At 38.9% G+C, this 13,799-nt stretch carries 15 protein-coding genes; 9 read left to right on the plus strand and 6 right to left on the minus strand.

The features are described 5' to 3' along the window. Positions 1-156 precede the first annotated feature (156 nt). The 3 genes from fmt to ATE92_RS10610 are packed head-to-tail and all read right to left on the minus strand — an operon-like array spanning position 157 to position 3,545. On the minus strand, positions 157-1,104 hold the full coding sequence (fmt, locus tag ATE92_RS10600; RefSeq protein ID WP_100803684.1) for a methionyl-tRNA formyltransferase: 948 nt from the start codon (positions 1,102-1,104) through the stop codon (positions 157-159). Continuing rightward, positions 1,105-3,003 carry an ATP-dependent DNA helicase RecQ gene (locus ATE92_RS10605; RefSeq protein ID WP_100803685.1) on the minus strand — a complete coding sequence of 633 codons (1,899 nt, stop codon included), beginning with the start codon at positions 3,001-3,003 and terminating at the stop codon, positions 1,105-1,107. A 5-nt stretch (positions 3,004-3,008) separates the two neighbouring features. Beyond that, positions 3,009-3,545: an AAA family ATPase gene (locus ATE92_RS10610; protein ID WP_100803686.1), complete on the minus strand. Its 537-nt coding sequence runs from the start codon at positions 3,543-3,545 to the stop codon at positions 3,009-3,011. Between the two features lie 83 nt (positions 3,546-3,628). On the opposite strand from ATE92_RS10610, the gene ATE92_RS10615 reads away from it, so the two are divergent. The 3 genes from ATE92_RS10615 to murA all read left to right on the plus strand — a co-directional run bounded on the left by ATE92_RS10615 (position 3,629) and on the right by murA (position 5,976). Further along, on the plus strand, positions 3,629-3,919 hold the full coding sequence (locus tag ATE92_RS10615) for a DUF493 family protein (protein WP_100803687.1): 291 nt from the start codon (positions 3,629-3,631) through the stop codon (positions 3,917-3,919). Positions 3,920-3,985: 66 nt separating this feature from the next. Then, on the plus strand, positions 3,986-4,645 hold the full coding sequence (locus ATE92_RS10620; protein WP_100803688.1) for a DUF4290 domain-containing protein: 660 nt from the start codon (positions 3,986-3,988) through the stop codon (positions 4,643-4,645). Between the two features lie 17 nt (positions 4,646-4,662). Continuing rightward, complete coding sequence (gene murA, locus ATE92_RS10625) at positions 4,663-5,976, plus strand: UDP-N-acetylglucosamine 1-carboxyvinyltransferase (protein WP_100803689.1); 1,314 nt, start codon at positions 4,663-4,665, stop codon at positions 5,974-5,976. A 30-nt stretch (positions 5,977-6,006) separates the two neighbouring features. On the opposite strand, the gene ATE92_RS10630 is transcribed toward murA, so the two are convergent. The 3 genes from ATE92_RS10630 to ATE92_RS10640 all read right to left on the minus strand — a co-directional run bounded on the left by ATE92_RS10630 (position 6,007) and on the right by ATE92_RS10640 (position 7,758). Next, positions 6,007-6,603, minus strand: coding sequence for a tRNA (guanine-N1)-methyltransferase (locus tag ATE92_RS10630; RefSeq protein ID WP_100803690.1), 597 nt, complete (start codon positions 6,601-6,603; stop codon positions 6,007-6,009). A gap of 89 nt (positions 6,604-6,692) precedes the next feature. Then, the gene (locus ATE92_RS10635; RefSeq protein ID WP_100803691.1) at positions 6,693-6,929 is read right to left on the minus strand and encodes a (4Fe-4S)-binding protein; all 237 of its coding nucleotides are present in this window, start codon (positions 6,927-6,929) and stop codon (positions 6,693-6,695) included. A 163-nt stretch (positions 6,930-7,092) separates the two neighbouring features. Beyond that, positions 7,093-7,758: an MIP/aquaporin family protein gene (locus ATE92_RS10640; protein WP_100803692.1), complete on the minus strand. Its 666-nt coding sequence runs from the start codon at positions 7,756-7,758 to the stop codon at positions 7,093-7,095. A 110-nt stretch (positions 7,759-7,868) separates the two neighbouring features. Here ATE92_RS10640 and ATE92_RS10645 point away from each other — a divergent pair, with 110 nt between their 5' ends. From ATE92_RS10645 to ATE92_RS10670, 6 genes are all read left to right on the plus strand, one after another. Beyond that, positions 7,869-8,711: a DUF2911 domain-containing protein gene (locus tag ATE92_RS10645; RefSeq protein WP_100803693.1), complete on the plus strand. Its 843-nt coding sequence runs from the start codon at positions 7,869-7,871 to the stop codon at positions 8,709-8,711. 333 nt (positions 8,712-9,044) lie between these two features. Then, positions 9,045-9,893, plus strand: coding sequence for a YitT family protein (locus ATE92_RS10650; RefSeq protein ID WP_100803694.1), 849 nt, complete (start codon positions 9,045-9,047; stop codon positions 9,891-9,893). 151 nt (positions 9,894-10,044) lie between these two features. Beyond that, positions 10,045-10,605, plus strand: coding sequence for a LemA family protein (locus ATE92_RS10655; protein ID WP_100803695.1), 561 nt, complete (start codon positions 10,045-10,047; stop codon positions 10,603-10,605). A 108-nt stretch (positions 10,606-10,713) separates the two neighbouring features. Beyond that, positions 10,714-11,547, plus strand: a complete 834-nt coding sequence (locus ATE92_RS14230) for a DUF2207 domain-containing protein (protein ID WP_157809618.1) — start codon at positions 10,714-10,716, stop codon at positions 11,545-11,547. Further along, positions 11,532-12,389: a DUF2207 domain-containing protein gene (locus ATE92_RS14235; RefSeq protein ID WP_100803697.1), complete on the plus strand. Its 858-nt coding sequence runs from the start codon at positions 11,532-11,534 to the stop codon at positions 12,387-12,389. Before ATE92_RS14230 ends, ATE92_RS14235 begins: the two co-directional genes overlap by 16 nt. A 39-nt stretch (positions 12,390-12,428) precedes the next feature. After that, positions 12,429-13,778, plus strand: coding sequence for an NAD(P)/FAD-dependent oxidoreductase (locus tag ATE92_RS10670; RefSeq protein WP_100803698.1), 1,350 nt, complete (start codon positions 12,429-12,431; stop codon positions 13,776-13,778). Positions 13,779-13,799 lie beyond the last annotated feature (21 nt).

A 13,799-nucleotide genomic window follows, 5' to 3' on the forward strand; every position in this document is an offset into this window, starting at 1 on the left:
TAAACTTCAATTAATTGCTCTACAAATTTAATCGGATTATCGGTTCACGCAAGTAATGACGGGCTAAATCCCTGTTTTTGTTGATAACTTAGAGCCATTGTTAATAAAGATGACCCTGTTTTCATCAAATTTAACAAAATCAGTAGCAGCAAGGCTTTACAACATTTTGGCATCTTCGGTGAAAGTATATCCATTTAAAAGATCCCCAATTGCCATTTTACGTTTTCCCGGTAATTGCATTTCCTTAATATATAGGTAGCCATTTCCTGTTGCTACTTTTAGTGACTTTTTTGAAGCGATGATCGTTCCGGGTTTCTTAGTATGTGCTTCAGTTTGAGGAGAACTTTGGAATATTTTTACCTTCAATTCGTCCTTTTCATTTTGCAAAACTGTCCAGGCAACCGGAAAGGGGGAAAGGCCACGTACAAACGCGTCGATAGTTTCGGCGGACTGTGACCAGTCAACTTGAGTGTTTTCAGGGGTTAATTTGGGCGCCTCCTTTAATATTGCTGTTTGGGGTTGTGATTTTGTTGCGACCTGTCCTTTTTCAAGCAAGGCAACGGTTTCAACTACCAGTTCACTGCCAAGATGCATTAACTTATCATGAAGTGTTCCCACAGTTTCATTTTTTGCAACCTCAGTTTCCGAAGTCAGAATAATTTCCCCGGTATCAATTTTTTCATCAATAAAAAAGGTAGTAACACCGGTTTTGGTTTCTCCATTTATAATTGCCCAGTTAATGGGCGCCGCACCACGGTATTGCGGAAGGAGGGAAGCATGTAAATTAAACGTACCGTATTCGGGCATTGCCCATACTACTTTGGGAAGCATTCTAAAAGCAACTACAATCTGTAAATTAGCATGCAAAGCTTTCAATTCGGTTAAAAATCCTTCGTCCTTTAAATTTGTGGGTTGTAAAACCGTGAGATTTTGGGATAGCGCATATTCCTTCACTGCCGAGAGTCTTAGTTTTTGTCCACGGCCTGCAGGCTTGTCCGGACTTGTAATTACACCCACAATGTGTTTATCCGCTTCCACCAGTTTTTGCAATACCCCAACTGCGAAATCGGGGGTTCCCATAAATACAATTCGAATATCTCTCATTTAGGTTCTGTAAAATTGGTTTTTTGTATTGACTGTGATCTTTTCTGAATCCATGAGTAATTGCAACACACGCACTATTTTAGATTCGGTAAAAGTAAGTTTTTCTGAAATCTCACGCGAATTCATTGGGTGTTCTTCCAGTAACTGAAGGATCTTTTCTGAAATAAGCGCGACTTCCTTTTTATTGCCTGAAGGTTTCTTTGAAGTACATACACTGCATATCCCGCAATCTGAAGCTTCAGCTTCACCGAAATATCCTACCAACTGTTTGCTTCGGCATACCTTATTATTTTCTACATACCGAAGGACGCTCCTAACTTGTTCTGTTTTTTTCAGATTTAAATCGGTTACTTCCTTGGCAACAACATTGATGGTCTTGTCGTCTTCGCGCGGCACTAAAAATGTAAGTGTGGCATCAGTTTCAAACAAAGTAAGATCTAAGAGTTCATCGCGTTGCAATTTTTTCAGCGTATTTATTATTTCTGAAATGGGTTGCCCACTTTTTTTTGCTACCAATTCCAGATTGACAAATGTAGGAGTGTCAAAAATTCCGCTGTACAGTCTTAAGATGGTTTTCCCAATAACCGAAGCCAACATATCCTTTTCGAAGTAGGTGAGCACCACACTTGACGGCACTTTAAATTCCACCTTCGATTTCCTGCCAAATTCTTTCGACAACTGCAGTATCCCCAAGCGATCCAGCGTATTCAAGCCATTGTAAGTAAGTAATGTATTAAGTTGATAGGTCGTGCAAAAGTCGGTAAAACTGAAATCGTGTTGCACAAACTCCCCCTCACCGTACGAAATTTGAAAATAGTTACTCAGGTTTCGGTATAATGCTTTCAGGTCCTTTGGAGTGGGAAGCGATGCTACAAACTGCTTTTGTATTAATATTTTATCGTATTCGTTGTACAAAACAATGGCGCAGGCGTATTGGCCATCCCTGCCAGCTCGTCCGGCCTCTTGGAAATAGCTTTCCAAACTTTCTGGCAATTGCGTATGAACTACAAAACGCACTGTTGGGTGATCAATTCCCATCCCAAAGGCGTTGGTTGCCACCATAGTTGAAACTTGATTGTTTTTCCAGGCTTCCAGTCGGGATTCTTTGTCGTTTTTAGATATTCCACCGTGATAAAAAGTGGCGGTGATTCCCAGGGAGTTCAAATGATTTGCCGTTTCAACCGCGCTACTTCTGCTTCGAACATAGACAATAGCAGATCCGATATTTTTCTGTAAAAGCTGCTGAATTCGGTATAGTTTATCATCTTCAAAAGCTACCTGATACGATAAATTTTCCCGGGTAAAGGAACTTTGAAACACTGCAGGTATTTCCAGTTTTAATTCGGCTATAGTATCCTGAAGTACTTCGGGAGTTGCTGTAGCTGTAAGGGCTATGATGGGAACCAATGGATGCAGTTCGCGTAAAACGGTAATGTTTTTATAAGCCGGTCTGAAATCGTTTCCCCATTGCGAAATACAATGTGCCTCGTCAACGGCAATTAGCTGAACATTCATCTGTTTTATGGCGTTTTGAACCAATTCCTGTTGCAGTCTTTCGGGTGACAGGTATAAAAATTTATAATTACCATAGGTGGCATTGTCCAGCAGTGTTCTCAATGCATCGAAGCCAATTCCTCCGGTGATACTTAAAGCTTTGATGCCTTTGTCCTGCAGGGCTTTTACCTGATCATTCATCAAGGCGACCAAAGGGGAAATTACAATGCAAATTCCGTCGTTTACCAATGCAGGAACCTGAAAACACAACGATTTCCCGCCTCCGGTTGGAAGTAGTGCAACAGTATCTTTTCCTTCCAACACCGATGCTATGATTTCTTCCTGCAAGGGTTTGAAGGAAGAAAATCCCCAGTATTTGGACAGCAATTGTAATGGAGTATTCAAAGTGATTAATGGAGGTTTGAAAGGATGAAATTAATTCGGTTTTCTACGCTGCCAACAGGTACTTCGGTCACATCATAATTGTATTTTTTATACCCAAGCAATAGATTATGATAAATCTTTTCGGCTTCAGCGAAAGATTCGTACCGCTCGTTATCCTGCCGATAGATGTCTTCCCAGGGAGGTAATAAAAAAATCGAATCGTAGCGATTGTTTTCACATATATCCGTAAAATTAGTGGGATAATGGGAATGTATATAATCCATATAGGCAGTGACATCCGGCATCCCGCGATCGTAAAATAAATAAGGTCCCGAAAAGTCTTCGGCTTCGTTAAATTGTTGCAGCCTGCCTTCCAGTAACTTCTGACTAAACAATAAGGGATTTTCTAAAAACAATTGTTCAATCCCTTCATTTTGAGCCTCTTTAATAACATCTCGGGATATTTCGTGCATACAGGCGTACCCTTTTTGTTCGAGCTGAGAAATTAATGTGGTTTTTCCTGAGCCGGGACCACCGGAAATCACAATTCTTTTTGTTTTCAAGCGTTTCAATTTTATACAAAGTACGTAAATATTATTGACACCTAAAGTGTATCTTTGCGCTGCTTTTATTACAGGAATTGCTTATGAAACAAGATAAAAATACCAAGGAGTTTTACGAACGTCTTAAACAACAACTTACCGATGATACGCTCTGGCCGGCTCCGTATTTATATAAATTTATTGTTCCTTCCGATTTGGAAAAAATCGCGGAAATAGAAGCTATTTTTGACAATATGGATGCCGAGATTCAAACCAGAGATTCTTCAAAAGGTACCTATACAAGTGTTTCCATAAAGGTGAAGATGAAATCTCCCGAGGCGGTAATCGAAAAATATCTTGAAGTTTCTAACATTGAAGGAGTTATTTCTCTATAAATTTAGTATTTTGCAACAGAGAATTACTTCCGAAACACAAACCCTCCTTATTATAACAATTATATTTTGATAGACAATTTAGAATACAATACAGAACGACCTCAGTTGATTATTCCTGAGTACGGTCGTCACATTCAGAAAATGGTAGATTATGCCATCTCCAAAGAAGACAAAGAAGAGCGAAATAAAGTAGCCAAAAGTATTATTGCGGTTATGGGAAACCTAAACCCTCATTTACGGGATGTACCCGATTTTCAACATAAATTGTGGGATCAGCTGTTTATAATATCCGATTTTAAACTGGATGCAGATTCACCTTTCGACAAACCTTCAAGAGAAGAATTGATGGAGCGCCCGCAACCGTTGGGATATCCACAGAATTATCCGAAATATCGTTTCTACGGAAACAATATCAAACGTATGATTGATGTAGCCAATAGCTGGGAAGATGGTGAAATGAAAGAAGGCTTGGTGCTAACCATTGCCAATCATATGAAAAAGTGCTTCCTCAACTGGAATAAAGACACGGTTGAAGATGATGTAATCTTTAAGCATCTTTTCGAGCTTTCCGACGGAAAAATAAATCTGAAGAACAGCGATGAAGATCTCTCCAATGCACACGATCTTTTAAAAACCAAAAAGAGATTTAATAGTACCAACAGCACCAGCAATACTACTAAGAAAAGCTACAAGAGCAACAACAATCGTAACCGCAAGCGTTACTAATACCATTACTCCAAACCATGGGAACTTTTCAAATTGAGGGCGGCCACAAGTTAAAAGGTGAAATTCGTCCACAGGGTGCTAAAAATGAAGCCCTGCAAATACTTTGTGCCGTATTATTAACCCCCGAAGAAGTAATCATAGAGAACATTCCCGACATTCGGGATGTGAATAAACTCATCGAAATTCTCGGAAATTTAGGCGTAAAAACCCAAAAACTAGCCAAAGGCAAATATGCTTTTAAGTCGGATGATTTAAAACTTGAATACCTCGAGTCGGAATTATTCAAACAGGAGGGAAGCTCGTTACGAGGTTCTATCATGATTGTTGGTCCGTTGTTGGCTCGCTTCGGCAAAGGATATATTCCTCGTCCGGGAGGAGACAAAATTGGTCGCCGAAGACTGGATACCCATTTTGAAGGTTTTATTAATTTGGGAGCAACTTTTAGATACAATAAGGAAGAACGATTTTATGGGGTGGAAGCACCCAACGGACTTACCGGAACATACATGCTATTGGATCAGGCTTCAGTAACAGGAACTGCCAATATTGTAATGGCAGCTGTTCTGGCCAAAGGAACCACCACTATTTATAACGCGGCGTGTGAACCCTATTTACAGCAGTTATGTAAAATGCTGAACTCCATGGGAGCTAAAATTAGCGGGGTAGGTTCTAATATGCTCACCATTGAAGGGGTTACGCAATTAGGAGGCTGTACCCACCGAATCTTACCCGATATGATTGAAATTGGGAGTTGGATTGGTTTGGCCGCAATGACAAAGAGTGAAATTACGATTAAAGATGTAAGTTGGGAAAATCTGGGATTGATTCCCGATACCTTTCGAAAGCTGGGAATTACTTTGGAAAAGAAGGGTGACGATATTTACATCCCTTCACAGGATGAATATGAAATTCAGGGGTATATAGACGGTTCCATTCTAACTGTGGCCGATGCACCCTGGCCCGGATTTACACCGGATTTGCTGAGTATTGTTCTGGTTGTATGTACACAGGCAAAGGGAAGTGTATTGATTCATCAGAAAATGTTTGAAAGTCGGTTGTTTTTTGTCGACAAACTTATTGATATGGGTGCGAAGATTATTTTATGCGATCCGCACAGAGCCGTTGTGATTGGGCATAATTTTGCATCCAACCTGAAAGCCACTACCATGGTGTCTCCCGATATTAGAGCGGGAATCTCCTTATTAATAGCTGCACTTTCCGCACATGGAACGAGCACTATTCAGAATATAGAGCAGATTGACAGAGGCTATGAAGATATAGATAGCAGATTACGAGCCATTGGCGCCAAGATAACTAGGATTGAATCCTAAAATAAAAAGCCTCCATTTTGGAGGCTTTTTTTATTTAGACTTTCTGTTTTTATTAATCTCGTCTTGCAATTTTCTACCTAGTTGTTGCAGTTCTTCCAGCGTTTTTTGACGATGTTTTTCAAATTCGAGTTCGGTTTCTTCCAAGCGAGCTTTTGCTTCTTTGGTAACTGCATAGCTGTTTCTGTATTTGTAGACAAACAAACCAAGACTTGCTAAAAGGATTCCAATAATCGCCCACATAATAAGATTATAAGTAGTCTTACTGGTAAGTACCCCAAAGAGGATTATGCCGTCTTCTTTTTCTTTTGAATTTGCCAGATTTGTCTGGGTAGCATTTAGTTCTTGTGTAAGATCGGCGATTTTAGTTTTCTGGTCGTTAATTTCAACATAGGCAGTATCGATAATAGATTCCAAAGCTGCAACCGAATCCAACACGTTTTTGCGCAATCCATTTAACTGGGTTTTCTTAACTACTTTGTATTCTTGATAGTCATTGGATTTATCGAATATTTCGACAAACTGATTGTCCAGGGTATTAACAACAGGTTTTTCCTGCTGTTCTTCTTGCGCAGAAAGGGACAGGGCAACAAAAAGGAGGGGAAGTAGGGATACTAGTTTTCGAATCATTTTTTCAGAGTTAGGCTATAATGGTTACTTAACACTGCAAGAGTAGAAAAATTGTGTAATACTTCCCAAAAAACAACAGCAATTAGAATTTATTTAACAGAAACTAAAGCGTCGTTATAACAAAAATTAAGCGCACCTGATGGGCACTTTTTAATTTGCTGTATAATTTTTTCGGTTTCAGCACCATCCAAATCTATCCACGGAATCACTGTAGTCCTAAATACCTCAGAAAGGCCTTTAGCACATTTTTCGGCGTGAATACATTTTTTGGGTTGAAATGTTACGGTAATTTCACCATTGGTGAATTCATTGTCATAGGTTTCCATAAGCGTACATTTGGGGGTTATGTATATACCTTATATTCAATTATGTCGATAAATATATGCAATTAATCCTAATAATTAACAAAATATTTAGAAAATTCTTACAAATTGATTTTTTCGAAAGTTTTGTAACTCATAAGGAATCAGCATTTAAGCTCTATGATTTTTAATGGGAAGGCGTTTCACAACACTGTTCCGACTTTACTAATTTACAGCTCATAACCGCGAGCAAACACCCAATAATTGGCGCTACAATATAAAGCCAGAGTCCGTCTAAGTTCCACGACATCACTGCCGGAGCAACAGAACGGGCAGGATTCATGGAGGCACCTGTAATTGGACCTGCAAACATGGCCTCCAGCATAACAATACCACCAACAGCAATTCCGGCAGTCACGCCAATTTCTTTAGACCCGGTTGAGACATTTATTATAACCAGCATTAAAAAGAAGGATAATAATAACTCTAGTATAAAAACACGAAGCAAGTCTATTTGTGGTAGTGTAGCTCCTAATGTTTCAGAATCCGGAAAGAGATATAATAAAACTGCACTCGCGATAAAAGCTCCTGATAATTGTGAAATAACATATGCTGGCACCTCTTTCCAAGGAAACTTTTTTGCGTAGGCAAAGGCAATGGTAACTGCCGGATTAATATGGGCTCCGCTAATATCTCCAAACGCGTATATCATACACATTACAATAAGACCAAATGTAATGGCAACTCCGGGATGTGTGACGCCACCCCCGGTAAAATCGTTGATGACAATAGCGGCTGTCCCGCAAAAAACGAGAGCAAAAGTTCCAATAGCTTCAGCTATATATCTTTTCATAAGACAAAGGTAGGATACTTATTACAACCTAATTTAAGTTTTTGTTAACTTTTTAAAAAAAGCGTTGTTGTAACTTCGTAACTCTTAAAATTCACTTAAAATATACACCAATGAAAAAATTATTTCTTTTAGTTTGTGTGGCGCTTATTTCAATAGGGGCCTACGCACAAATTCAAACTCCTGCACCAAGTCCTTCCCAAAAAATTGAACAAAAGGTTGGATTGACCGATGTAACGTTAGAATATTCTCGACCTGCAATGAAAGGTAGAACGATATTTGGCGGATTAGTACCTTACGATAAATTATGGCGTACCGGAGCTAACGCAAATACAAAAATTACTTTTAGTGACGATGTTACCGTTGGAGGTACTGTGCTGAAAGCCGGAAGCTATGCGGTTTACACTAAGCCCGGATCTCAGTTTTGGGAAGTTTATTTTTATAGCGATTCCAATAACTGGGGAACACCTCAAACCTGGGATGATGCAAAAGTTGCAGCTAAGGTAAAAGCGGAAGCTTATCCAATGCCTATGGATATTGAGTCGTTTACCATGTCTTTTGACGATGTAACAAACGATTCGGCCAATCTTGGAATACTTTGGGAAAAGACCTACGTTGGCGTGCCTATTAAATTTGGAACCGATAAAATGGTTGCTGCCAGCATCGATCAGGTAATGAATGGTCCTGCTGCAAACGACTACTATGCTGCTGCAGTGTATTACTTAGAATCCGGCAAAGACATCAACAAAGCGAAAACGTGGATTGACAAAGCAGTTGAATTGAAAAGCGATGCTTTTTGGTATTTCAGACAACAATCGCTAATCTATGCGAAAGCTGGTGATAAAAAGGGAGCTATCAAAGCCGCTCAAAAATCGTTGGAAATGGCAAAGGCAGCCGGAAATGATGATTATATTGCATTAAATCAAAAATCATTAAAGGAGTGGGGAGCACTGTAATGTTGCTTACACTTTAGAGAGATCAACTTGAACGCTCCGAGAAATCGGGGCGTTTTTTTATAGAATTTGAATCTGAATGCTATAAATTTGAATATCAAAAGGAACACTTAAATTTCAAAAAATTGTAATTTAGTTGGCGAGAGTTTTAATTATAAGTTATAAATTTGCCCCATAATGAAAGGTTTAAAACACAATATTTTTAGTTGTATGAATGCGCTACCGGTGCGTAAGCATACCCCTATACACAGATATTGAAGAGAATAAACCAATCCTAAAAGATTTTTAAATCCCTTTGATATCAAATTCAAAGGGATTTTTTTTAATCCTAATATCATGAAAAAAATAGCCACACTAAAACTTACTAAAGCACAATTTCTAACAGAATTAAAGAGCTATACCTGGGTATGTATCGGTTCGGTTTTACTGTCGATTGCCTATGTACTTTTCATTATTCCTCATAATGTGGTGCCGGGAGGTATTTTGGGATTGAGTATTGTAATTAATGAGGTAACGGGTATCTCCATTGGTAGTGTCGCCTTACTTATCAATATTCCATTGTTTTTATGGGGTAGCAAGGTGTTGGGCATCAAAAATGGAATAAAGACTGCTCTGTCCATGGTGCTTATTTCAACTTGTATAGACCTCTTTTCTTTAATAACCGATACACAAGTTTTTATAGACGACATTCTGGTTTCTTCTCTCTTTGGAGGCGTAATCATTGGATTGGCTGTGGCTTTAGTAATGAACGCCGGAGCAACGACCGGAGGTAACGATGTGCTGGTTCAGATACTGATGAAGAAAATAAAGATTCCGTATAGCAAATTAATATTTATAATTGATGGTATTGTTATCGCCATGGGAATGTTTGTTTTTGAAGACTTTACAATGGCTGCCTATAGTATTATCGCAATAATCGCTATTGGAAAAACCATAGAATATTACATTAAACAGTCTGTTCAAAATAAAACCGTCCTCGTCTTTTCAAAGAAAAACATGCTAATCCAGGACGAATTAGTCTATAAAAAGAATACAACCAATGGTATTTTAAAACTGGTTCACCACGATTCTAACGGAAAGATTATTTTAATTACCAAGAATAAAAAAAATCTGGCAACTATAGAAAGTATAATATACAAGATTGATCCGGATGCTACAATCTCAGTGTTAGAATCGAATAGTTGAATAATCAAGAACGCTTCTGAAAGTATTTAGAAGCGTTTTTTCTTCTGAAAATAATTGGTCTCAAATCTATTGTTGGATAATATATAAAATAGAGTATCTTAGATATTCAGAATGAGAAAACTAACGTACGTTTTTAATTAAATCTAACAGAATGATTACTTTACTGCTTCTTCTAGGCCTTGCACTAATAATTGCTTTAGTAATGGTGAGTGTTTTTAACCGATTTGCAAAAAATAGAAATCTGGTTAAAGATGCATGGAGTAACATTGACGTGGCTCTTAAGCGCAGATATGATCTTATACCAAATCTCGTTGAAACCGTAAAAGGCTATGCCTCTCATGAAAAATCTACTCTCGAAAACGTAATAAATGCCCGAAATGCCGCAATGCAAGTGCCGCAAGACGATATTAATGCTAAAATCAAAGCCGAAAATCAGTTACAACAAACCCTTAGAAGTATTTTTGCACTCGGCGAAGCATATCCCGAGCTAAAGGCTAACGTAAACTATCTGGATTTGCAGGCAAAATTAAACGAAATTGAAGAAAACCTGGAACGCAGCCGACGCTATTACAACGGTTCGGTACGTGAAAACAATACGTACGGCGAAAGCTTTCCCGGAGTCCTTTTTATAGGTGTGTTTAAGTATCAACATTTCGATTTCTTTGAAACCGATCAAGCAAGCAGAGAAAATGTAAAAGTGGATTTTTCTTAAATAAAGCATACAACTCCTCAACATAATTTTAGCAAAAAGCAGCTATCCCCGGCGAATAATAAGGATTAACAGATTAATTTTTATATGCTGATGAAAAATACGATGCTAGTGATTGCTCTTTTTTGGGCGATATGCACAGGATTTGCTCAAGACTTTAGAGTAGACTATTACAAGGTAGATATTCATTTAAGTGAAGAAGGTTATTTCGATGTAGTCGAAAACTACGACCTCTATTTTCAAATTCCAAAACACGGAATTTATCGCACCATCCAAACTAACTATGATTTACTTACTTCCGATGGTAATCAGGAAAAGCGGAAGATAAAAATCAGCAATATTGAAGTTCCGGGCTATCACTTCGAATCACCCTTCGATTTTGTTCAAAAGATGAGCGATAATCTCGAGATAAAAATTGGAGATGCCAATATCACCCTAATGGGGCCCCAACATTACGAGATTAAGTACAGGGTACACAATGCGTTTTTATTTGAAGAAGATGGAATTCATTTTTATTGGAACATAAAACCCGACGGGTGGTGGGCTAATTTTAATAAGATTGATTTTACAATTCACCTTCCCGAAAATCATTCTGCCAATAGAGAAAATTTTTACGTTTATTCCGGAATCACCGGAACCACCACTATTGCACAAGACATCGAAGTGACATATGACAATGGCGTGTTTGAAGGAAAGAGCTTGAATAATTTTGTTTCCTATCCCGGACAGAGTGTTACGGTTCTGTTTACACTGCCTCCTGGCTCAATTAAAGAAATTAAACCTTTTTGGCCATTTTGGACAAACTACGGATATGTATTCATTATTGGTTTCTTGATAATGTGTTTTTATATCATCTGGAAAAAATTTGGCAAGGATGATAGGGTGATTGGAGTAACTAGTTACTATCCCCCAAGAACATCGACCCAGCAATGGCCGGTTTCTTAATTAACGACAAGGATGATAACTCCGATTTAATTTCACTGATCCCATATTGGGGCGCACGTGGAATTATAAAAATTCAAGAAATTCCAAAGAATAATTGGTTGAGTGCCAACGATACAATACTAACGCGTTTGCAAATGCTACCGGACAACGCCCCTGAATACGAAAAGAAGATGTTCAAAGGTTTGTTTGGCAGTTTCGACAGTTCTACCTCAAAAGATGTAAAGGTGAGTAGTCTTAAAAATACTTTCTATACTACAATGGCCAAATCCCGCACCCTACTTAATGAGAAAGCCCAACCCTATTATGAAGCCGATTCCAAAAGTGTAAAAAATGTTAACTTAGGTATGTTGGTAGTTCTCGCTATTGTCCTATTTCCTTTGGTCCTATTTATCTGGGGGCTTTTGGGCGCGTTTGCAGTGCTTTTAACCTGTATTGTTTTGGCCTTTGTGAATGTTCATATGGTTAAGAAAAATTCAAAAGGGAATCAGGTTTTTGCAGAATTGAAGGGATTTAAGAAGTTTGTTAAAGTTGCTGAAGAAAATAAACTGAAAATGCTGCTCTCTGAAGATCCAACGTATTTTGAAAGTACCATGAGTTATGCCCTGGCCTTCGGATTGTTCGATAGGTGGTCGAAAAAATTTGACGCTTTACACATGGCGCCTCCCAGTTGGTATTCATCTCAAGGAAACCATCACATGAATATGAATAACTTTTCCCGCTCTTTTTCCGGCGCAATGTCTTCGGCTCAATCGACCATGGTTAGTGCACCCTCCAGTAGTTCTTCCGGCGGAGGAGGATCCTCCGGTGGGGGTTTTGGCGGCGGTGGCGGTGGAAGCTGGTAATATGGCTACAATTTCAACTAACCTCTAAATGATAAAACCATGACAACACGTAGAAAATTCATCAAACAAGTATCGGTTGCCTCAGGCGGTATTTTGTTACCTGCACCCGATTTCAGAAATATATTTTCACCTATAAAACAAAAAGTAGTAATTATTGGCGCAGGTTTTTCGGGCCTGGCAGCCGCGTACAAGCTGAAAAACAAAAATGTAGATGTTACTATATTGGAAAGTAGAAATAGAATTGGAGGAAGGGTATTTTCACATAAGATGACAGACGATTTGGTTATCGAATTGGGAGGAGAATGGGTTGGAAATTCACACGAGAGAATACACGCTTTGTGCGGTGAGATGAATCTGGAATTGTTCAACAATCAGTTTAATACCCATCTTCTTTATAAAGGAGACTATTCTCCCGCCGGCGCCTGGGATTACAGTGAAGGATGGAACACCAAGCTCAACAAAATGCTGGAAGACTATGCAGATCTAACCGATAAGGAAAAGCTGGTGATGGACAAAATGGACTGGTGGCGTTATTTGGTGAACAATGGCTGCGATGGTCGTGATCTGGATATCAGAGAATTGTTGGACAGCACCGATTTTGGTGAAAGTATCCGTCAGGTTTCTTCCTTTGCCGCGATTGCCGAATATGCCGAAAGCAGTGAGAATAACGAAATGGATTTAAAGATCAAAGGCGGAAACGGAATGCTTGCTGAAAGGCTTTCAGAAAAAATAGGAAAAGAAAAGATCCTTCTGAAGCATACGGTTTCCCGAATAGTTCAGGACAGCAAGGTAAAAGTGTATTGTGAAAATGGCAAGGTGTTCGAAGCCGATAAAATTATTTGTACCATTCCCACCTTTGCAATGCAAAAAATTGATTGGCACCCGGGATTACCTTCCGAAAAAGTTGATGCATTGAATGAATTACAGTACGCCCGTATTAACAAACACGCAATGCTCTTTAATCAGCGGTTCTGGAAAGACGAAAGTTTCGATATGATTACCGATCAGAGTCCGCATTATTTCTATCATGGTACCAAAAATCAGAAATCGGGGCAAGGGGTGCTTATTTCGTATAGTGTTGGTGAAAAAGCTGCAGTGATTGCCAATCAGACAGATGCATGGAATGCCAAAATGATCAATGAGACCTTACAACCTCACTTTGGAAATGTTGCATCTCAGTTAAAGAATCAGGTAAATTATTACTGGGGCAACGATTCGTATTCGAAAGGGGCTTATGCATTGTATGGAAAAGACCAATGGTTTAGAGTGAGACCAATTTTAGAGGAATCCTTTTTACACACTCACTTTGCAGGAGAGCATCTTGCCGATTGGCAAGGCTTTATGGAAGGCGCCATCAATACAGGGGAAGCCGCAGCCGATATGATTTAAATTTTATTTATTTGAATTCTT

Origin of the sequence: Ulvibacter sp. MAR_2010_11, assembly GCF_002813135.1 — a bacterium.
Taxonomy (GTDB): Bacteria; Bacteroidota; Bacteroidia; order Flavobacteriales; family Flavobacteriaceae; genus Altibacter.

What these genes read in the sequence shown, in the direction of transcription:
- fmt (WP_100803684.1), bottom strand. Translation starts at nt 1,104, where the DNA reads ATGAGAGATATTCGAATTGTATTTATGGGAACCCCCGATTTCGCAGTT.
- ATE92_RS10615 (WP_100803687.1), top strand. Translation starts at nt 3,629, where the DNA reads ATGAAACAAGATAAAAATACCAAGGAGTTTTACGAACGTCTTAAACAA.
- murA (WP_100803689.1), top strand. Translation starts at nt 4,663, where the DNA reads ATGGGAACTTTTCAAATTGAGGGCGGCCACAAGTTAAAAGGTGAAATT.
- ATE92_RS10630 (WP_100803690.1), bottom strand. Translation starts at nt 6,603, where the DNA reads ATGATTCGAAAACTAGTATCCCTACTTCCCCTCCTTTTTGTTGCCCTG.
- ATE92_RS10635 (WP_100803691.1), bottom strand. Translation starts at nt 6,929, where the DNA reads ATGGAAACCTATGACAATGAATTCACCAATGGTGAAATTACCGTAACA.
- ATE92_RS10640 (WP_100803692.1), bottom strand. Translation starts at nt 7,758, where the DNA reads ATGAAAAGATATATAGCTGAAGCTATTGGAACTTTTGCTCTCGTTTTT.
- ATE92_RS10645 (WP_100803693.1), top strand. Translation starts at nt 7,869, where the DNA reads ATGAAAAAATTATTTCTTTTAGTTTGTGTGGCGCTTATTTCAATAGGG.
- ATE92_RS10650 (WP_100803694.1), top strand. Translation starts at nt 9,045, where the DNA reads ATGAAAAAAATAGCCACACTAAAACTTACTAAAGCACAATTTCTAACA.
- ATE92_RS10655 (WP_100803695.1), top strand. Translation starts at nt 10,045, where the DNA reads ATGATTACTTTACTGCTTCTTCTAGGCCTTGCACTAATAATTGCTTTA.
- ATE92_RS14235 (WP_100803697.1), top strand. Translation starts at nt 11,532, where the DNA reads ATGGCCGGTTTCTTAATTAACGACAAGGATGATAACTCCGATTTAATT.
- ATE92_RS10670 (WP_100803698.1), top strand. Translation starts at nt 12,429, where the DNA reads ATGACAACACGTAGAAAATTCATCAAACAAGTATCGGTTGCCTCAGGC.